Source organism: Halalkalibacter alkaliphilus, assembly GCF_023555415.1.
GTDB classification, from domain to species: Bacteria; Bacillota; Bacilli; order Bacillales; family Bacillaceae_D; genus Halalkalibacter; species Halalkalibacter alkaliphilus.
This window is the reverse complement of record NZ_JAKRYL010000010.1, coordinates 148,977-169,275: the sequence shown is the minus strand read 5'-3', so window position 1 is coordinate 169,275 and position 20,299 is coordinate 148,977. Positions and strand designations below refer to the sequence as shown.

At 37.9% G+C, this 20,299-nt stretch carries 18 protein-coding genes; 6 read left to right on the top strand and 12 right to left on the bottom strand.

Annotated elements, in window-relative coordinates:
* Positions 1 to 89: 89 nt before the first annotated feature.
* Together MF646_RS11545 and rnhA are read right to left on the bottom strand one after the other, a co-directional pair.
* Positions 90 to 1,451 carry an aldehyde dehydrogenase gene (locus MF646_RS11545; RefSeq protein ID WP_250096648.1) on the bottom strand — a complete coding sequence of 454 codons (1,362 nt, stop codon included), beginning with the start codon at positions 1,449 to 1,451 and terminating at the stop codon, positions 90 to 92.
* A gap of 76 nt (positions 1,452 to 1,527) precedes the next feature.
* Positions 1,528 to 2,148, bottom strand: a complete 621-nt coding sequence (gene rnhA, locus MF646_RS11540) for a ribonuclease H (RefSeq protein ID WP_250096647.1) — start codon at positions 2,146 to 2,148, stop codon at positions 1,528 to 1,530.
* 88 nt (positions 2,149 to 2,236) lie between these two features.
* Between rnhA and MF646_RS23285 the strand changes: the two genes are divergently transcribed.
* Positions 2,237 to 2,371 (top strand): hypothetical protein, encoded by a 135-nt coding sequence (locus MF646_RS23285; RefSeq protein ID WP_275980291.1) that lies wholly within the window; start codon positions 2,237 to 2,239, stop codon positions 2,369 to 2,371.
* 70 nt (positions 2,372 to 2,441) lie between these two features.
* Positions 2,442 to 2,693: a hypothetical protein gene (locus MF646_RS11535; RefSeq protein WP_250096646.1), complete on the top strand. Its 252-nt coding sequence runs from the start codon at positions 2,442 to 2,444 to the stop codon at positions 2,691 to 2,693.
* A gap of 61 nt (positions 2,694 to 2,754) precedes the next feature.
* Here MF646_RS11535 and MF646_RS11530 read toward each other — a convergent pair whose 3' ends face one another.
* Positions 2,755 to 3,615, bottom strand: a complete 861-nt coding sequence (locus MF646_RS11530; protein WP_250096645.1) for a polysaccharide deacetylase family protein — start codon at positions 3,613 to 3,615, stop codon at positions 2,755 to 2,757.
* A gap of 57 nt (positions 3,616 to 3,672) precedes the next feature.
* A complete protein-coding gene (locus MF646_RS11525; protein WP_250096644.1) occupies positions 3,673 to 4,008 on the bottom strand; it encodes a hypothetical protein in 336 nt (111 codons plus the stop codon).
* A 626-nt stretch (positions 4,009 to 4,634) separates the two neighbouring features.
* On the opposite strand from MF646_RS11525, the gene glcT reads away from it, so the two are divergent.
* The 4 genes from glcT to mreBH all read left to right on the top strand — a co-directional run bounded on the left by glcT (position 4,635) and on the right by mreBH (position 9,210).
* Positions 4,635 to 5,468, top strand: a complete 834-nt coding sequence (glcT, locus tag MF646_RS11520; protein WP_250096643.1) for a glucose PTS transporter transcription antiterminator GlcT — start codon at positions 4,635 to 4,637, stop codon at positions 5,466 to 5,468.
* 177 nt (positions 5,469 to 5,645) lie between these two features.
* On the top strand, positions 5,646 to 7,676 hold the full coding sequence (ptsG, locus tag MF646_RS11515; RefSeq protein ID WP_250096642.1) for a glucose-specific PTS transporter subunit IIBC: 2,031 nt from the start codon (positions 5,646 to 5,648) through the stop codon (positions 7,674 to 7,676).
* Between the two features lie 108 nt (positions 7,677 to 7,784).
* Positions 7,785 to 7,919, top strand: coding sequence for a YflJ family protein (locus MF646_RS11510; protein WP_250096641.1), 135 nt, complete (start codon positions 7,785 to 7,787; stop codon positions 7,917 to 7,919).
* Between the two features lie 280 nt (positions 7,920 to 8,199).
* On the top strand, positions 8,200 to 9,210 hold the full coding sequence (gene mreBH, locus MF646_RS11505) for a rod-share determining protein MreBH (RefSeq protein ID WP_250096640.1): 1,011 nt from the start codon (positions 8,200 to 8,202) through the stop codon (positions 9,208 to 9,210).
* A 105-nt stretch (positions 9,211 to 9,315) separates the two neighbouring features.
* Here the strand turns inward: mreBH and MF646_RS11500 are convergent, their stop codons facing one another.
* The 8 genes from MF646_RS11500 to MF646_RS11465 all read right to left on the bottom strand — a co-directional run bounded on the left by MF646_RS11500 (position 9,316) and on the right by MF646_RS11465 (position 20,226).
* Complete coding sequence (locus MF646_RS11500; RefSeq protein ID WP_250096639.1) at positions 9,316 to 10,119, bottom strand: carbon-nitrogen family hydrolase; 804 nt, start codon at positions 10,117 to 10,119, stop codon at positions 9,316 to 9,318.
* Between the two features lie 279 nt (positions 10,120 to 10,398).
* A complete protein-coding gene (locus MF646_RS11495; protein WP_250096638.1) occupies positions 10,399 to 11,358 on the bottom strand; it encodes a calcium/sodium antiporter in 960 nt (319 codons plus the stop codon).
* A 269-nt stretch (positions 11,359 to 11,627) separates the two neighbouring features.
* Entirely contained in the window at positions 11,628 to 13,100 is a 1,473-nt protein-coding gene (locus MF646_RS11490) for an amidase family protein (RefSeq protein ID WP_250096637.1), read from the bottom strand.
* Positions 13,101 to 13,218: 118 nt separating this feature from the next.
* Entirely contained in the window at positions 13,219 to 15,075 is a 1,857-nt protein-coding gene (locus MF646_RS11485; protein WP_250096636.1) for a PTS fructose transporter subunit IIABC, read from the bottom strand.
* Positions 15,076 to 15,089: 14 nt separating this feature from the next.
* Positions 15,090 to 16,004: a 1-phosphofructokinase gene (gene pfkB / locus MF646_RS11480; protein ID WP_250096635.1), complete on the bottom strand. Its 915-nt coding sequence runs from the start codon at positions 16,002 to 16,004 to the stop codon at positions 15,090 to 15,092.
* Positions 16,001 to 16,756, bottom strand: a complete 756-nt coding sequence (locus MF646_RS11475) for a DeoR/GlpR family DNA-binding transcription regulator (RefSeq protein ID WP_250096634.1) — start codon at positions 16,754 to 16,756, stop codon at positions 16,001 to 16,003. Before MF646_RS11475 ends, pfkB begins: the two co-directional genes overlap by 4 nt.
* Positions 16,757 to 16,976: 220 nt before the next feature.
* Positions 16,977 to 18,887: an ABC-F family ATP-binding cassette domain-containing protein gene (locus MF646_RS11470; RefSeq protein ID WP_250096633.1), complete on the bottom strand. Its 1,911-nt coding sequence runs from the start codon at positions 18,885 to 18,887 to the stop codon at positions 16,977 to 16,979.
* Positions 18,888 to 19,167: 280 nt separating this feature from the next.
* Positions 19,168 to 20,226 (bottom strand): nitric oxide synthase oxygenase, encoded by a 1,059-nt coding sequence (locus MF646_RS11465; RefSeq protein ID WP_250096654.1) that lies wholly within the window; start codon positions 20,224 to 20,226, stop codon positions 19,168 to 19,170.
* Positions 20,227 to 20,299: the final 73 nt, after the last annotated feature.

Below are 20,299 nucleotides of genomic sequence, written 5' to 3'. Positions count from 1 at the left end.
CCTATAAAACAGTAGTTCTATAGGGTTTGAATATTTTTATTTCTATTATATTCTTTTCTCATTTTGATTATCATCGTTGAAACGATGAATTAACGTAATAACTTTCTGAGTAACTTCATTGTTCTTTTATCTTGTTTATACCTAATTGGCAAGTCAAATCGACTCGATTGCTTCAAGACACTTTTCTTATTTGTAAAAGCAGAGAAACTTTCATAACCGTGGTATGCCCCCATTCCACTTTCTCCTTTTCCTCCAAAAGGTAAGTGCGGGGTAGCAAGGTGCATAATCGTATCATTTACACATCCGCCACCATATGAGAGCTGATGAATGAACTTATGCTGCACTCCTTGATCTTCTGCAAAAATGTAGAGAGCTAATGGTTCGGGCTTGTCACGAACGATAGCCATTGCTTCACTATCATCTTCATATGAAAAAATAGGTAAGATCGGTCCAAAAATCTCCTCCTGCATGATAGGGGCATCCCATTTTACATCGGTAAGCAGCGTTGGTGAAATCGTTAAACATTCCTCTTCACTGAATCCGCCTGCAACTATATCTCCGTCATCCAAAAAGGATAGCAATCGTTTAAAGTGACGTTCACTTACGATCCTTGGATATGTCCCCTCTTCATACTTAGTTATATATACATTCTCAATTTCATTTTTTAAATGAGAGAGAAACTCTTCTTGAATTTCTTTGTGTACAAGTGCATAGTCTGGAGCGACACATGTTTGACCCGCGTTAATAAATTTCCCCCAAGCAATTCGTTTTGCCGCTAATTTCAATTTCGCACTCTTATCAATAATAACTGGACTTTTCCCGCCTAATTCTAGGGTTACAGGTATTAGATTTCTTGAAGCTGCTTCCATTACCTTTTTCCCTACACCAACACTCCCTGTAAAAAATATATAGTTAAATCGCTTTGAAAGTAATGATTGACTGACACTAGCATCGCCTTCTACAACCGCAATATATTTCTCCGAAAAATGAGCTTTAACTAATTGTGAAATTAGTCTTGAAGTATATGGTGTTAACTCAGAAGGCTTGATTACAGAGCAATTCCCCCCTGCAATAGCACCTATCAGAGGAGCAAACGCTAACTGCAATGGGTAATTCCAAGGTGCGATAATGAGCGCTACTCCATGAGGCTCATGATACACATATCCCTTAGAACCAACGTGGGAAATAGCTGTCTTTACCCTTTTCGGCTTTGCCCACTTACGAAGGTGTCTCTGCACATATGTAATTTCTTGATAGAGTGGTCCAAGCTCTGTTAAGAAAGCCTCTTCTTTTGATTTATTTAAGTCCTTGTTCAAGGTATGAAGAAAATCCTCTTCGTACCGCCGGATCGCTTGCTTTAATATGTTTAATTGTTTCAGACGAAATGATACATCTCTTGTCTCGCCTTTATGAAAATACTCTAGTTGGTTTAACAATAATTTATCGTTCACAGACAAATTCTCCTAAATTATTCTAATAAAAAGCTCACTAAAAGTGGGATTAATAACAGCTACATTACACCCCTGCTTATTTCCGTCCATAATCAGCTTTAATTTCTCCCCATTTTTCCGTATGCCATTTTTTAATTTTGTTAGGATAGCTATTTGTTTGCAACCATCTTTCAGCACGGTCCATTAATGACCAAATATAGGCCGTCTTTTCATTCCGCTCTAATGTTGACTTAGCCTTTTTTTGCTTTACCCATTTAATGGCTGTCATTGAATCGGAATAAATCGTTTTAGAACTTCCTTGATCTTTTAGGTAAGCCAATCCGTGGACAATTGCTAAAAATTCTCCCATATTATTCGTGCCAATATGGATTTCATCATGAGAAAATAAGATTTCCCCCGTTTTCGTATCAACACCTTTGTATTCTACAATACCGGGATTGCCTCGACAGCCCACATCAACAGAAATGCTGTCCCATTCAACTTCCTCATTAATCTCCTTAGCCACTTTATCATTTGAACGGCTTTGGCTTTTTGGCCTCGATTCCCCGGATAGAGCAGCTTCGGCTTCTTCTTTAGTAGGAAACGATTTAAACCTTGCCCCTGTAAACCCTTTTACTTGGGCTTCACACTCAGCCCACGATGTAAAGATCCCTGTTTTTCTGCCTTTCCAAACAACATAAAACTTCTTTTTTGCCAATGTGACACCTACTCTTTGAATAGAATTTTGATCTAAAGAAATAGTAACAGTGAAACCAATTTTAGACAATGACAAGGAGGCTGTGCAAATGGATAAGCGAAACAGACAAAAGGGAAAGGCGTTAACAAACAATCAGACCCCTAAAGAAAACTTATTGAATGAAGATGTTGCAAGTGAAATGATTGATAATGGGACAAACCGTGCAAACAACAAAAAGAAATAAAATTCTTTTTTTATGAATAATTTCATTAAAATTCTCCAATAATGGTGCTAAAAAAGAGGTGTGACCTAGCGTGAATGTGACGATTAACCGCAAACGTTCAGTTAACGAGCCTGGGGACCTTATCAGTACAAAAAAAAATAAGCTATACGCCATTATTGAAGACCGTGGTGAGAAATATCCATTCCATCTCCTATGCCTTGAAACATTTAGGATTATAGAAAGTTATGACTCGCTTCCGACAAATCAAGAAATCGAAGAGGATATTGGAGACAAACTTGACGGGATTTATCAGCACACGGACTCACACATTACATTAAACTAAGAAGAGTTATCCCCCAAAATGAAGGTCACTTAAGACCGGGGATAACCCTTCTTTTTTAGCATTATTTCAACTTAGTATTAGCTAATGTAACAAACTCATATCCTTGTTCACGCAAGTCCATAACAGCCAATTGGACTCCCTTTGCAGTCCCACTTTCAGGTTGGTTCATATGAAGAAGTACAATCGATCCATTTGTAGCCTTCATCATCGCCTCGTGGACCTCACGAGCAGAGAAAGTCGCACCTGCATCACCTAAAATATCAAAATTAACAACTTGCAACCCTAAAGCATTTACAATTTCAACGGCTACTTCGTCATAAAATGCAGTACCCGAACGAAACAAAGTTGGAGCTTGTCCTGTTAATTGACGAATCGTTTCTTGGTTCCCTAATACCTCTTCTCTTACTTCCTCTGGGCTCTCAGTCCCCTTAATTCCCCAGGCTGAATTACCAGTTACTGAAAGAGGCACATGTGACGTTCCATGATTTTCAATTTGAAATAACGGATCGCGAGCTAGCTCTATAAACAATTCCTCGTGCTCTACTATCCAACGCTCATTAATAAATAATGTAGCAGGGATTTCTTCTTCCCTTAAAAAATCAATCAATGATGCATCATATCCATTCCCATAAGGGCCTCCACACGCATCAAACGTCAAAGCAATTACTTTCTCATCTGTATCTATACGGGTTTTCACACCTTTAACATTTTCTCCCCAGTGTAGCGGTTCACGCTCTTCGTATAGGCTCAAGTCGATCTTTGGCATACTATCCTCTATCGCTAACTCCTTTTCACCTTCTTTTTCCTCTATAATGCTTTTTTCTTTTTCTATTTTTTCACTCGATTCTTCGTTTGGACTCTGAATACCACACGCCTTTAAGCCTATAACAGCTAAAAGCAGGAAAACTTGAAACCACTTCATCACATACTTCCTTTCAAAAAAAATCCCCTAAGTATTTAACTCTTAGGGGGAAGATTACTATTCATTTTTCGTTGACTCTTTTTCCGGCTTTTCAGATTCTTCATACCAATCATCGAGAACTTTTGCATCTAGTACTCTGCCTTCAATAAAAGAAGATTGTTTATCTAAGAAAAGACTCTTCCATTCCATGTTCATATCTTCTGCAATTTTAACTACCGTTAGTAATTCCTGCCAAGCAACATAACGTTTGTACCAAAAAAACTGCGGTTGCTCCGTCATGTATGGATACAGATCATCAAATTCGGTATGCTTACAATCGACAGTACGTTCAAACTGTGTTTTAGCCTGTATAACTCGTTCTTCAAAATACGCATGAATTTCTTTCTCTTCCACCTGATATCCCTCCCGGTCTACTTTCTATCTAAATGACAGTCATAAACATAAAACAACAGCAACAGGTTATATAGTTTATAACCTATGCACTATCCCAAAAATAAAGAATAGAATTTCATAATTTATATTTTAATCATACCACGAGTGACGTTTTTACTAAACGAAAAATAGTTAGAAAATTATTGAAACAACAAAAAATAATTTTAATCCCGGTCTACATTTGTTGTTTGTAATTCTTCTTAAAGCAGTAACGGTAAGGTTTGAACATGTTTCCCTTCGCTGTTATCCAAAATTTTATCTACAACATTCAAGAAAGGTTCGTCGTAATCGTAATTTCTTTGGTTAATCTGCCCAACTATATTCTTCATATCTTCATATGTTAATTGACTCTTCACGGTTAGAAAGCTCCTTACGTTAATCATCTTTAATACTAGTTCATACAACGTGAAAAATCGACCGTTTTATGGGTAGAACCAAAAAAGGGAAAATTCGCTAATGACACAAAGAAAAATTCATTATGTAAGGGATCATTTCCATTGACGTTCTTTTTTTTTCTCGATATGATTGATGTGGGAAAGAGTATAAAGTTCGACAAAATTCTTATTTTGATGAAAGGAGGAAAATTAATGTTAACCGTCAAGAAAGTACTAAATAACAATGTTTTAGTTGCAGAACATCCTAGCTATGCAGAAGTTATTCTTATTGGAAAAGGGCTCGGCTTCGGAAAAAAGACAGGGGACCATGTTGCTGATGCGCAAGCTGAAAAGTTCTTTGTATTAAAAGAAGAAAAAGAACAAGAGCAATATAAGCAACTGCTTGATTATGTTGATGAAAATTTCATTGGACTAATGAATGATATTATCGAGATTGTTGAGGAAAGGTTTGCTGTTAACTTACATGAACACATCCATATTGCATTAACGGACCACCTTTTTTACGCAATTAAAAGGGTTAAACAAGGATTAGATGTAAAGAACCCGTTTCTCCCGGAAACTGAACTAGCTTATCCAAAAGAATTTTCCGTAGCTACAGAACTGGTTGATTATTTGAGCAGTCAATTAGACCTTGATATCCCTCCTGGAGAAATAGGATTCGTTGCCTTGCACATTCATAGTGCACTAACAAGACGTTCTCTAAAAGAAGTAAATCGTCACACACAGTTAATAAGTGAATTAGTCTCCGTAACTGAAGAAGCGTTAAAATTAAAAATCGATCGCAAAGATGTAAATTATTTAAGACTGGTCAGGCATCTTCACCATGCGATTGAGCGGATAAATAAAGGGCAATATTTTGATAATCAAGATTCATTAAAAAATGTGTTGCAAGCTGAATATCCTGTGTGCTACAATTTGTCATGGAAATTGATGAAAATTATGCAACAAACCTTAAAGAAAACGATTCCAGAAGCTGAAGCTGTGTATTTAACATTACACCTTCAAAGACTTTCTAAGCAATCATAATTAATAAATGCTATCATATTTCTTTTTACGTGTTACTGGTTATGCAGGCATGAGTGGAAGAGAAGTGATTACACGAATATCTAACGATACTGTGTAAGCACTTTGCCACTCATGTCTTTTTTTGTTGCATAAATTTCAAAATACTTTTTCAAACTAACTATACAAGGAGGAATCATTATGTTTAAAAATTCGTTTGGCGTTTTGCAACGTGTCGGTAAAGCTCTCATGTTACCAGTTGCTTTATTACCGGCAGCAGGTATTTTGCTTGCTTTTGGTAACGCTTTGCAAAATCCAGATTTAATAGCACGAATTCCTGCTCTGGAAACAGGCTGGGTTGTCATGCTTGCTAGTGTAATGGAAAATGCGGGTGATATTGTTTTTGCCAACCTCGCTCTTTTATTTGCAGTTGGGGTTGCCATCGGACTTTCGAACGGAGATGGTGTAGCCGGTCTAGCAGCTCTAATCGGTTACCTAATCATTAACGTTACGATGAGTGTAATAGGAGGCTATGGTGAGTGGTCACCAGAAATGATTGCTAATGATCCTGGTATTTCTAATGTTTTAGGGATTCCAACGCTACAAACTGGGGTTTTTGGCGGGATCATAGCTGGTTTGCTTGCCGCCTTTACGTATAAGAAATATTTCAATATTGAACTACCATCTTATTTAGGCTTCTTTGCTGGAAAACGTTTTGTACCTATCGCAACAGCGTTCTTTGGTTTGTTGGTCGGTATTGCTCTATACTTTGTATGGCCGACTATTCAAGTCGGATTAAATAATTTATCTTACTTAATGGTAGAAACAAATCAAACGGTATCAGCCTTTATTTTCGGGGTTATCGAACGTGCGTTAATTCCATTTGGTTTGCACCACATCTTTTACTCTCCATTCTGGTTTGAATTTGGACAATACACGAACGCAGCTGGAGATATTGTACGAGGTGACCAACGTATTTTCTTCGCACAACTTCGTGATGGTGCGGAATTAACAGCTGGTACATTTATGACTGGTAAGTTCCCATTTATGATGTTTGGACTGCCTGCTGCTGCATTAGCTATTTATCATTGTGCTCGTCCAGAACAAAAGAAACTTGTTGCAGGTATTATGGGTTCTGCTGCTTTAACTTCATTTTTAACTGGTATCACAGAGCCTATTGAATTCAGTTTCTTATTTGTTGCTCCAGTTTTATTTGCGATACATGCCGTATTTGCCGGTTTTTCTTTCATGATTATGCAAATGCTTGATGTTAAGATTGGTATGACTTTCTCCGGTGGGGTTATTGACTTCTTACTCTTTGGAGTTCTTCCGAATCGAACTGATTGGTGGCTTGTTATTCCAGTCGGTCTAGTATTCGCTGTGATTTACTACTTCGGTTTCCGTTTTGCGATTAAGAAGTTTAATTTAATGACTCCTGGTCGTGAAGAAATGGATGAAGATGATTCACCTTCAACTGGAAATACGTCTGAACTACCATATAATGTATTAAAAGCTTTAGGCGGAAAAGAAAACTTAACAAATTTAGATGCTTGTATTACTCGCCTTCGCGTTAGTGTAAACGATGTTGACAAAGTCGAAAAAGACACGTTGAAGAAACTAGGTGCTTCGGGCGTTATGACGATGGGTAACAACATTCAAGCAATTTTTGGTCCACGCTCTGACCAAATTAAATCACAAATGCAAGATATTATTAGCGGTCGAACACCTGCTCCAGTAGAAGAAACAGCACCAGCAACTGCAGCAGTAGCTGGTGACGTATCATTCATATCACCATTAGCAGGTAAAGTTCTACCAATTACAGAAGTTCCGGACCAAGTTTTCTCTGGTAAAATGATGGGCGACGGGTTTGCAATTGAACCAACAGAAGGTGTTGTTAAATCACCGGTAAACGGGAAAATCATTAACCTCTTCCCTACTAAACATGCTATCGGTATTTTGTCTGATGAAGGAAAAGAGATTTTAATCCATGTTGGACTTGATACAGTAAATCTTAAAGGCGAAGGTTTTGAAGCGCTAATTAAGCAAGATGATACTATCGAGCAAGGGCAAGAACTCCTTCGCTTTGATCTTGAGTTCATTAAAGAAAATGCAACATCTACAATTACACCTATTATCTTCACGAACTTAGCTGAAGGTGAATATGTAGAGATTAATAAAAAAGAACAAGTATCCTTGAACGAAAAAGATGTTGTTTCCATTAAGCAAAAGTAGAATGGAATGTCATACAAGTTCAATGCATAGGATGAAATAAACAACAAAAGCGAGGAAGCCACAGGCTTGCTCGTTTTTGTTTTGACTTTTTTGAAAGGATGGATGTACATGTATATCGGAAGTAAAGGTTGGTATGTGAAGAAATTAAAAGAAAAGGGAATACGCTATATAGAAGGCAGGAAAATTGAACGATACAAGACACATGTATTAGCAAACCTTTTACATGAATCACAGTCTAAGTAACAGCTACATTACGTGTCTGACAAATATAAAAATGATATCCTCTTTTATCTGTAATAATTATCTAGGTCAGACACCCCCAATTTCTTTTTACCTAGGAATATAGACACCTTCAGCAAATAAGTGGAAATCGTTTCCTGATTTTTGCGTTAAATCCCTTACTGCTTCCGTAAACTCTCACATTATTACATAGAAGATGAGCGATTCGACACTATTCTCGTTTCCTCATACCTGCTAAAATCAAGACTTACCTAGAAAAGATCTGATAAAAGTTGGTGAAATGATGTTTTCAAATATTGAAATAGGAATTGACTTAGGTACTGCTAACATCCTTGTATACAGCAAAGATAAAGGCATTATCTTAAATGAGCCATCAGTCGTTGCCCTTAATCTTGATACAAATGAAGTTCTAGCAGTCGGAACAGAAGCCAAAAACATGGTAGGTAAAACACCTGCAAATATCGTTGCCATTAGACCATTGAAAGATGGTGTCATTGCCGATTTTGATATGACAGCAAGCATGCTAAAGGCAATCATGAAGAAAACGAGCAAAGAGCTAGGAGGACTTACTCTTCGTAAACCGAATGTAGTCGTTTGTGCGCCATCTGGATCGACATCGGTTGAGCGTCGTGCCATCCTAGATGCAGTTCGAAGCTTCGGAGCAAAAAATGTCCATCTTATTGAGGAGCCATTAGCTGCCGCAATAGGTTCTGGCCTTCCCGTTGATGAGCCTATTGCAAATGTTGCTGTTGATATTGGTGGAGGAACAACAGAAGTAGCTATTATTTCATTTGGTGGTGTCGTTACATGTCACTCAGCACGAATTGGCGGAGATAAATTTGATGAAGCAATCATTCAGCATGTACGCAAGAAATATAATATCTTAATTGGTGAGCGAACGGCTGAGCAAATTAAGATGGAAATCGGCTACGCTCCTATTGCTCATGAAGAAATGACAATGGAAGTACGCGGACGCGACCTTGTACACGGTTTACCTAAAACAGTCACTTTAAACTCTACGGAAATTCAGCAAGCCCTTAATGAGTTGCTCCTACAATTGCTTGAATCCGTAAAAGCAACTCTCGAGGATTGTCCTCCTGAATTGAGTGGAGATATTGTTGATCAAGGAGTTATGCTTACAGGTGGCGGCGCCCTATTAAATGGTTTACAAGAATGGCTTGCTAGTGAGATTTCTGTTCCCGTTCACGTAGCCCCGAATCCACTTGAATCGGTAGCAATCGGGACAGGCCGTTCGTTAAAATTTATTGATAAACTACAAAAAATTTCAGTGTGACCAAAGAAAAGAGGGCACTGAAGCAATCAGCAATGTAGATTTTTCTCTAAAAAGAGGAGAAGGGCATCCCTTCTCCTCTTTTTTCATACTCTTTCTAATCAAGCGTTAATTTGCGTTATCTTCTACGTATAGTTTAGGAACTCTACTCGAAAATACTGGTACATCTTTGCGAATACGGCTAACTTCGTCCAATTTCAAACTAACACTTATTGTCTCTTCTCTCGTTGACGAAGCTTTATGAACAATATCCCCCCAAGGATTAATAACCATGGAATTTCCCGCGAATTCAACCTCATCATATGTACCCACTCGATTACAACTCACAACAAACAACTGATTTTCGATCGCTCTTGCTTGTTGGAGAACTTCCCAATGATTAGCTCTTGCCATAGGCCACTCCGCAACGACAAATACCACTTCCGCCCCTTGTAGCGCTAGTGAACGAACGAGCTCAGGAAAACGTAAGTCATAACAAATAATAATCCCCATCTTACGCCCTTCTAGCTCAAATACTTGTACTGAACTTCTTCCTCCTATTAAGTAAAGATGTTCATCTAACATCGGAACAAGATGGATCTTATCATATGTATAAATAATTTGGCCGTTTCGATTGAGTATATACGACCTGTTATAAATACCGTCATCCTCCTCCACTGCAATAGAGCCAGCAACAATATTTACGTTTAACTTACTAGCTAGGTCCTCTAGAAATAATTCTGTTACATCCTTATCGGGTTTAATTGTTACTTCCAATGTAGGCAGCGTATAAGCTGTCGTCCACATTTCAGGTAGGACAAGGATATCAGGCTGTTGTTCCTTACAAATCTGTTCTGCCCACATTTTTATTTTTTTTCGATTTTCAGAAGGGTTGCCTGGGACAATATCCATTTGATATGAAGCTATTTTCATACTACCTCTCCTCCCATTACTTTGTATGTATCTTTTATTATATCATTGGTTAAAAGAGAAACCGAAATAAGAATGGCTACTCCTCAACCAACGTTTTCATTTTAAAAGGCGTTCGCATACTTTAAAAGTTGTTTTTATGGGATACGTGTTCTCCTCATGTTCGTTCCATTGCGCTCCATTTCACTATGAGAAAAACGTTTCTTTACAGCAACAATCTTTACAAAAACAGCTTTAAAAAACAACAAAACCACCTTACCAATGGTTTTGTTGTTTATCTATTTAATTTCTAATAATAATATATATTAAATATATTATATAAAATATCGTTAAAGCCATCCCCTCGTATTTTTTCACTTTATAGTGTGTACGAGAGAAGATAAACAAAATAATTGTTAATACAAGCAAGACAAAAATATCAAAGAATAATTTATCATTCACTGGCAAAGGAGAGATTATAGATGCAACCCCAAGGACAAATAACACATTAAAGATGGAGCTTCCAACAATATTCCCTAAAGCAATCTCACTTTGCTGTTTCATTGCAGCAGTGATTGATGTAATTAGCTCTGGCAAAGAAGATCCTATAGCAACTATTGTTAGTCCTACTAACGTCTCACTCATCCCAAAACGTAAAGCAATATCCGTACTACTTTCTACAACCAAATATCCGCCTAATACAATAGCAGCCAACCCACCAATAGTAATAAGAATGCTCTTACCCCATCCTCCAGTTTGGTCAATGTTTTTGCTTTCACCAATTTCCTCTTCGCGGCTATTCCTGGCAGCTTCAATTACATAATACAAAAATATAGCAAAAAATAACAAGAAAATAATTCCATCACTTCGAGTAATAAAATTTTCATTTGTAAATTGGAGAGCTCTATCACTCATAACTACGAGTAATGCAACCGTAGCTAGAAAAGCAAACGGAATTTCTTTTTTTATTGTTGGTCTTTCGACAGCTAAAGGGAAAATAGCTGCCGTCACCCCAACAACTAAAGACATATTTAATAAATTACTACCAACAATGTTACCGATTGTGACATCCGCATTCCCTTCTAAAGCAGCTATGATACTAACTGTTGCTTCAGGGGCCCCTGTACCAAAGGCTACAATTGTTAACCCCACAATAAGAGGCGGAACACGAAACAATGCAGCAATATTAGACGAACCATCAATAAAGTAATCCGCCCCTTTAATTAGTAACCCAAAGCCTATTAAGAGTAAGAGATATACCATCTTATTATCACCCGTCCATTTTGTAATCTTTTTTACTTTACACAAATTGAAGGGATTTTAACCTTTTTCCACCAACAAAAAAAAAAACGACTCACATGGAGGACACCGAAACATTCAGCTTTTCAGTCCCTCGTCACATAGAGCCATTTTTCACCTAATCCTATTATGCTGCATCTGAAACTTTTCTCTGTCGTTATGCCAAGAACTGAGGATACTTTTTTGAAAGTAAAATTAATATGACAAGCATTAGTAACATCTCTGTTATTCTTCTAAAAGGTTGGATTTCTTCTGATATTTTCCAACTTTTCAAACGCTGCTGCAACTTCAATTAAAATATTCTCTGTAAATGCTTTTCCTGTAAACGTAATCCCTACCGGTTCCCCTTCTTCTGTGTAACCAGCTGGAACTGTAATAGATGGATAACCCGCTTTTGCTGGAATGGCAGCTCCAAGATTATTAGGAAAAACAATGATGTCAAGATCATCCTTGAGCAGCGCCGCGTCAATTCCATTTTCAGTGGAATGATAATGATCAAATAAAAGCGCATCTAAGTAGTCAGCCTCAGTTAATGTCCCGCTAGTCCTATCTGATTTTGTAAGCAAAGACTGGCCGTATTTCAGCCTCCGCTCTGCATCTTCTTGGTTAAAACGAATGACATCAGTAAGATTGTGTACTGGTTGCTGCGAGCTAACTCCTTGTAAATAAGCATTTAAGTTGGTCTTAAATTCATGCACCAACACTTCTATTGTCCAATTCTCTTGTGCTGATGGGATAACGACTTCATCAATAACTTCTGCTCCACCATTTTTTAAGGTTGCTATCGCATGATTAAGGATCACTTTTTTCTCATCACTTAATTGATTAAAAAAAGGCTCTCTCGCAACACCAATCCTTTTTCCTTCAAGCGAAGGAGAATCAAGAGCTTTCAATATTGCTTCTGCATAAAGAGTATTTCTTTTTGTTACAACATCATTCTCATCTTCCCCCATCATCGCTACTAAAACATAAACAGCATCCTTTACATGACGAGCCATTGGACCTGCTGTATCTTGAGTATGAGAGATTGGAATTATCCCATGTCGACTAATAAGACCTACCGTTGGTTTAATGCCAACAAGACTATTTTGACTCGATGGACTTAAGATTGACCCTGATGTCTCCGTACCAATTGCAACAGATGCCAGGTTTGCTGCTATAGCAGCACCAGAACCTGAGCTTGAACCACCAATATCAAACTTTCCTGGCCCATACGGGTTTAACACTTGCCCTCCTCGTGAGCTATAACCACTTGGCATATTTTCAGTTGACATAAAATATGCCCATTCCGACATATTCGTTTTCCCTAAAATAATAGCGCCCGCTTCACGAAGTTTTTTCACTAAGAATGCATCTTCATTTGCATAGTGCTCCGCTAGTGCCAATGAACCAGCACTCGTATGAAGTTTGTCTTTTGTATCTATATTATCTTTTAACAACACAGGAATTCCGTGAAGTGGTCCTCTCGTCTTTCCATTTGCACGTTCTAGATCTAATACGTCAGCTATATGAATAGCATCTGGATTCACTTCAATAACTGAATTTAAAGTAGGACCAGAACGATCAATGCGAGCAATTCGATCTAAATAAATTAAAACTAGTTCTTTTGCCGAAACCTCTTTACTCTCCATTTTCTTTTGTAATTCTTCAATGGTTGCATCTAATAAAAAGTTCTCTTCTATCTCTTTAAATTTTGGGTTGATCATTTAAAGACCTACTTTCGTAATAATATTATTTTATTATACTGAACTTTTTACAGCTCAAAAAGCAAGAACGATAAAAGGACAAAAAAAGGAGAGACTTATGTCTCCCCTCGATTCCTTATTAAACAGTCTTCTTCTTCCAAATTCCTAAAACTAATGCTGTTACAATAGCACCAGCAAGAATGGCCAATAAATACATAAACCAGCCACCAGACACAAGTCCAATTACAAAGATACCACCATGTGGAGCCGGCAAACCGATACCGAATAGTGCAGTTAGACCACCTGCCACTGCCGCACCTGCCACTGCTGCCGGAATGACACGACCTGGATCAGCTGCAGCAAACGGGATTGCTCCCTCTGTTATAAAGGATGCTCCTAAAATATAATTTGTCTTACCTGCTTCTTGCTCTTGCTTCGTAAACTTACGTTTAAAGAATGTTGTCGCTAACGCAATTCCAAGTGGTGGAACCATACCACCAGCCATTACAGCTGCATGGGGACCAAAGTTACCTGCATCAATCATCGCGATACCAAAAGTAAAGGCAGCTTTGTTAATTGGACCGCCCATATCAATTGCCATCATACCACCAAGAATGATTCCTAAGAGTACCATATTGGTAGTACCCATACCACCTAACCAGCCTTCAAGTCCACGGTTAATGGCACTTAGTGGTGTAACAAGAAGTAACATGATCATTCCTGTTAAGAAAATATTCAATACAGGATAGAACAAAATCGTCGTTATCCCGCTCAGTTGTTGTGGTAAACCAGCTAATAGTTTCTTTACAAGAAGGGCAATGTAACCACCTAAGAAACCTGCAATTAGTCCACCTAAGAAACCTGCATCTCCATTTACAGCAATTAAACCACCAACCATACCAGCAGCAAAACCTGGACGATCAGCAATACTCATCGCAATAAAGGCAGCAAGAACTGGAATCATTAGTGCAAAGGCTGTTCCTCCACCAATGTCCATTAACATTTGAGCAAACTCATTATTTAGGTCAATGTCAATTAAGAAGGAAAGCGCGATTAAAATACCTCCACCGACAACAAATGGGAGCATATTTGAAACACCATTCATAAGGTGTTTATAAAATCCGCCACCAGATTTTCCTTTTTCTTGATTTCCATCATTTCCACCAGAACCGCCTGCCCCTTTATAAACTGGAACATTCCCAGATTTAGCTTGATCGACAAGTTCTTTTGTACGACGAATTCCATCTGTTACTGGCACTTCAATAACCTTTTTGCCAGCGAAGCGATCCATTTCCACTTTTGTACTCGCTGCAACGATAATTGCTTGAGCATTTTCAATTTCCTCTGGCGTTAATTGATCTTTCACTCCACCAGAACCATTTGTTTCAACTTTAATAGTTAGTCCTTGTTTTTTCGCTTCATCTTTTAGAGCATCCGCCGCCATAAACGTATGAGCAATTCCTGTTGGACAACCTGTAACAGCTAACAGATCATACCCACCTTTTGCCGGGGTTTTTTCTGCTTCTTCTTTATCTAATTGCTCTTGTTCCTTTTTATCAATAGCAGCGACAACGTCAGCCTCTGTTTTTGCTTCTAATAAAGCCGTACGGAAAGCCTCATCCATTAAAAACGTAGACAACCGTGATAATGTCGCTAAATGCTCTTCATTTGCTCCAGCTGAAGCAGCAATCATAAAGAAAAGGTGAGTAGGCTGGCCATCAAGTGCTTCATAATCTAATCCGCTATCTGAGCGACCAAACGCAATCGATGGGGTTTTAACCGCATCACTTTTTGCATGAGGGATTGCAATTCCATCGCCAAGACCCGTTGTACTTTGTTCCTCCCTTTCAAGTATTGCTTTTTTGTATTCAGATGCATCATTTAATCTGCCAGCGTCATCTAGTTTTTTGACTAATTCATCTATCGCTGATGCCTTGTCGCTAGCTTTCATATTGAGAACAATTGTATCTCTTTTTAACAAATCTGAAATTCTCATCTACTCATCCCTTTCTATTCTAAAACTTTGATGTTAATTTCCAACATTAATGCCTCTACTTTTTCCCTTTCTGCAAATCCTTTAGAAAAAGCGGTCGCACTCCCTGTAGCAACTGCAAACTTAAATGAATCTTCTAGTGTCATATTTTCTGTTTTAGCCGCTAAAAAACCAGCAACAACGGAATCCCCCGCACCAACAGAGTTCTTTACTTCCCCTTTAGGGGTATTAGCGAAAAGAATTTGATCCTTTGTTCCTAAGACTGCTCCATCGCCTGCAAACGAAACCAAAACATATTCGATTCCTTTTCCAAGAAGTTCTCGGACATAAGGAATGGCTTCTTGTGGTTCATGTAGTTTTACCGAGAACAACTCTCCTAGCTCATGATGATTCGGTTTAATGAACGTTGGCTGAGCTTCAAGTACTTTTGTCATGGCTTCACCGCTTGAATCAATAAAAACCTCAGCGTTTCTCTCAATTACACTTTTACATAACACTTCGTAAATTTCACTAGGAATCATCGCCGGTACACTTCCTGCTAGAACGAGCGCATCGCCTTCATTTAAAACCGACAATTGTGTATGCAATTGCTCCAGATGTTCACTAGTAATTTCAGGTGATACACCGTTAATTTCTGATTCCTGTTCACTTTTGATCTTTATATTAATCCTTGTATCACCAGTAACTTGTATAAAGTTTGTCTTTATGTCTTCCTTTTCAACGACATCTTTTATATATGCACCTGTAAATCCACCTATAAATCCAAGTGCTTCACTTTGATGACCTAGTCTTTTTAAAACTCTTGAAACATTAATCCCTTTCCCCCCCGGGGCTTTATAGTCATAATTAGAACGGTTCACTGCACCAAGATTAACTTGTTCAAGTTCAACAAAATAATCAAGAGCAGGATTTAAAGTAACGGTATAAATCATAGGCTAACCACCTCTAACGTTGTCATTTTTCGTAAGTTGCATAAATATTCTTCATCTACATTTGTACTTGTTACTAGTATTGCTTCTTCAATATTACTAAATTTACTAAATGAAACTTCACCAAATTTTGAGTGATCTGCTAAGATATAACTTTGACGCGATCGTTTTATTGCACTCTCTTTAATGAACGCTTCTTCAGGGTCAGGCGTTGTATAACCATCTGGAATAGCTACTCCGTTCACGCCAATAAAAGCTTTATCAAATCTAAAAGACTCCAAGGTTCGAATGGCACTTCTACCAATAAAAGCCCTTGTCCCTGACTTCACATAACCACCAACAACATGTGTTTCTATGTTTAGATCAATTAGCAAGGGTATATTAGACAATCCATTAGTAACAACAACAACTTCTCTTCCTTCTAAAAAAGGAATCATTTCAACTGTACTTGTACCAGCATCAAGGAAGATGCAGTCTCCTTCGTCGACTAAAGAAGCAGCCTTTTCGGCAATCTTTTTCTTTTCTTGACTGTTTTTGATCGTTTTCTCTGCAACTGTCGGTTCTTCTAATTTCTTTTGAAGAAGTGTCGCCCCTCCGTGAATGCGCTTTAATTTATTTGCTTTTTCAAGATCGGTTAAATCTCTTCTAATTGTTGATTCCGATGCATTCGTCTCATCAACTAATTCTTGCATTTTCACTGTAACTCTTTCTTTTAATAAAGAAAGGATTATTTCATGTCGTTCAATTGTGAGCAAAACCCATCACCTCACCTACAAACATAGTATACACCCAAATTCAATCACTTTCAATCAATTTCGATCATTATTACGCAAAAAAGAAAGCGCTAACCATTTTTTAGGTTACCACTTTCGTTATTTATTATTGAAGTTTAAATGAATTTGTCAGAATGAAAAGGAACTTCTTCTAAAGATACGACTGAAAAAGGTACGGTTTTCACCTTTTTCAGTCGTCTTCTTATCCTTTCTTTTGGTTATTTTCAATTTCTTCAACTAACAAAGATAACTCTGCCCACCGCTCAATTGTTTCTTCCAACTCTTTTTCTAACGATTCTTTCTCCTTCATTTTTTCTGAAATAGCTCCATAATCACTACCTGCTTCAGTAATTGCATTTTCTATATTTTCAAGCTCCTCTTCAATTCCTGTAATTTTGTCTTCAATTTGATTCCATTCTTGCTGGTCTTTATAAGATAACTTTTTTCTTGGTTCTTTTTTAGAGTTATCTTGATAACGACTCTTTTCTTTTTCACTAGGCCTTACTTCTTCTAATTTGCTCTGCTTATCTGCTAAGTAATCAGTGTAATGACCTTGAAAACGTGAAACAACACCATTGCCTTCAAATACGAGTAAGTGATCTACAACACGGTCAAGAAAATAGCGGTCGTGAGAAACCGTGATGACAACACCAGGAAACTGATCTAAATAATCTTCAAGTACCGATAGTGTTTCCGTATCTAAATCATTTGTTGGTTCATCCAAAAACAATACATTTGGTTCCTTCATTAAAACTTTTAATAAATAAAGACGTCTTCGCTCCCCACCAGATAATCGGCGGATATACGTATATTGCATGGACCTTGGAAATAGGAAACGTTCTAGCATTTGTTCTGCTGTAATACTTGATCCTTCAACAGTATAGACGACCTCCGCTACTTCTTTGATATACTCTACGACACGTAAAGATCCATCGATTTCTTCATCCTCTTGTGTGTAATAACCTATTTTAACCGTTTCACCAGTAGTAATTGTTCCTTTATCCGGGGGAATGCGACCAGCTATCATATTCAATAATGTTGTTTTTCCACTTCCATTCGGACCTACAATCCCTAGTCGCTCTCCTTTAACAATTAAATAATTAAGAGAATCGATCAGCACTCTTTGATCGTATGTTTTTGAGATATCTTCAAGCTCAATAACTTGCTTTCCTAGTCTGTGTGAACCAATGGCAAAATCAAATTCTCCTCGTCCGGAGAACCCTTCCTCCTCTTGCAACAGTTCCACTCTTTGAATTCGGGCCTTTTGCTTCGTTGTTCTAGCCTTTGCACCACGCTTTAGCCATGCTAGCTCTCGCCTTAATATATTTGCTCTCTTTTGATCCCTTTGCGCTTCCTGTTGCTCTCTTTCCGCTTTCTTCTCTAGAAATGTTTCGTAATTTCCAACATATTTAAATAAACGCCCTTGGTCTAGTTCATACATATGATTTGTCACTCGATTTAAAAAATAGCGATCATGTGTAATAAGTATAATCGAACCTTTGTAAGTCGACAGAAACGTTTCTAACCACTCAATCGTTTCATGATCAAGGTGGTTGGTTGGTTCATCTAATAGTAACAAGTCAGCTGGTTGAATAAGAGCCTTCGCAATCGCAACACGTTTTTTTTGTCCGCCTGACAGCTGATCGATCTTTACTTGATAATCGTTAATGCCAAGCTTAGAAAGGACTGTTTTCGCGATTGTATTTGCTTCCCACGCATCAAGTTCATCCATTGTTTGCTGCCATTTCATAAATTGCTGCTGATAATGTTGACTTTCTGGATTCTTCTCAAATAACAACAAGCTTTGTTCGTATGCACGCATTGTTGACATAATTTTTGAATCTCCATAATAAATCTGTTCCATAACCGTAAGATCACCCTGTAACTCGGGCTGTTGCGGTAAATATTCAATCTGAAAATCATTCGCATGAATTTGTTCACCTTTATCCGCCGACTCGACACCAGCGATAATTTTTAAAAGAGTTGATTTTCCCGTTCCATTTACACCAATTAATCCAATCCGTTCTTTTTCTCCAATCGTAAATGAAAGATGATCAAATAGCGTTTTATCACCGTATGTCTTTGTTAACCCCTCAACCTGTAACATGCTCATTTTTTCCCGTCCTTTATCTCTATACTTATGAACTCTATTTTAACGTAACTTCCCCCAATTTTACATCTTCTTGTAACAGACTCAAAAATGAAAAAGTCCTTTTTAGCGGATTCGATGAAGCAGCAATGGCTTCACACGTTGCGCGCCTGCTATGAGAAAACCACTCATAGCAGGCTTTAAGACAAAGCAACGGTTCCGCTCATTGCTTAAAGGCCACTGAAAAAGGTCAAAACCGTACCTTTTTCAGTGGCCTACAAAAACAGACCTTTTGAGACACCCCCTAATACTTTTTGTCTTGATAAAAATAATTCGGCTTAACCACTTCATCGTGATAATCCTTATGAAAAATGTGCGTTGCAGCTGGAGATACAGGCGGGATAAGCCACGACCATGTTCCAGTTACCTTTCTATGTTTATCCGCTTCTCTATCTTCAAACTGCTTAAATTGTTTTGCAGCTGTATGATGGTCAACAATACTGACTCCCGCTTGCTTAAACGAATAAAGAACAGCTTCATTAAGTTCAATAAGCGCACGGTCCTTCCATAACGTAGAGTCTCGAGTTGTTTCAAGCCCCATCAGTTCAGCAACTTTTGGTAAAACATTATAACGGTTTTGATCAGCTAAATCTCTTGCCCCAATTTCTGTTCCCATATACCATCCATTAAAAGGAGCTGCTTCATATATAATTCCACCAACTTCAAGCTTCATATCTGAAATAAAAGGGACAGCATACCACTGTAATTGAAGATCTGAAAACTGAACAATGGTTGGATGCTTAATTTTGATATTTAAAATGCATTCATTGGGAATAGTAAAGACTTTTGGTTGGCTTTTTCCAATCTGAATCACTAAAGGCAATATATCATATGGAGTTTTTTCACCTTCCCATCCTAGAGACTCGCAAAATTTTGTGAATGCTACAGAATCAGGATCTCCCATAATCCCATCCTTCGTTTCATATCCAGCATAACGAATTAATTGGTGATTCCAAATACGAACATGCCCCGGCTTAAATACGGTTATAGTCGGAATCACTTTTCCCTGATTAGTCCCGTATTGAAGGTGAAAAAAGAGTGCATTGGCTATTTCCTCTGCTGTTTCAAGCTTCCGTTCATCTAGTACATGCATTGATTCCCAGAACAGACGGCCAATACAACGATTGCTGTTTCTCCATGCCATTCTCGCCCCATGAGCTAGTTCTTCATAGGTGTGGGTATATGTTCCGAATTCATTAATCTCCTTAAAGATTGATGCCATTCTTTCATTGTATTCGCGTTCATCTTTTCCTAACTCTTGATAACATTTCTTGATAAATATTTTTGCTTCTTCTTGTAATATACCGACCACCTCATTTACCGTCCGCTCTTCTTATTGTAGGCGAGAATTGCATTTTTACACAATTCATCTTACT

Excerpts from the sequence above, each read along its gene's own strand:
- MF646_RS23285 (WP_275980291.1), top strand. The coding sequence starts at position 2,237 with ATGGATAAGCGAAACAGACAAAAGGGAAAGGCGTTAACAAACAATCAG.
- MF646_RS11530 (WP_250096645.1), bottom strand. The coding sequence starts at position 3,615 with ATGAAGTGGTTTCAAGTTTTCCTGCTTTTAGCTGTTATAGGCTTAAAG.
- glcT (WP_250096643.1), top strand. The coding sequence starts at position 4,635 with ATGTTAACCGTCAAGAAAGTACTAAATAACAATGTTTTAGTTGCAGAA.
- ptsG (WP_250096642.1), top strand. The coding sequence starts at position 5,646 with ATGTTTAAAAATTCGTTTGGCGTTTTGCAACGTGTCGGTAAAGCTCTC.
- MF646_RS11510 (WP_250096641.1), top strand. The coding sequence starts at position 7,785 with ATGTATATCGGAAGTAAAGGTTGGTATGTGAAGAAATTAAAAGAAAAG.
- mreBH (WP_250096640.1), top strand. The coding sequence starts at position 8,200 with ATGTTTTCAAATATTGAAATAGGAATTGACTTAGGTACTGCTAACATC.
- MF646_RS11500 (WP_250096639.1), bottom strand. The coding sequence starts at position 10,119 with ATGAAAATAGCTTCATATCAAATGGATATTGTCCCAGGCAACCCTTCT.
- MF646_RS11495 (WP_250096638.1), bottom strand. The coding sequence starts at position 11,358 with ATGGTATATCTCTTACTCTTAATAGGCTTTGGGTTACTAATTAAAGGG.
- MF646_RS11490 (WP_250096637.1), bottom strand. The coding sequence starts at position 13,100 with ATGATCAACCCAAAATTTAAAGAGATAGAAGAGAACTTTTTATTAGAT.
- MF646_RS11485 (WP_250096636.1), bottom strand. The coding sequence starts at position 15,075 with ATGAGAATTTCAGATTTGTTAAAAAGAGATACAATTGTTCTCAATATG.
- pfkB (WP_250096635.1), bottom strand. The coding sequence starts at position 16,004 with ATGATTTATACCGTTACTTTAAATCCTGCTCTTGATTATTTTGTTGAA.
- MF646_RS11470 (WP_250096633.1), bottom strand. The coding sequence starts at position 18,887 with ATGAGCATGTTACAGGTTGAGGGGTTAACAAAGACATACGGTGATAAA.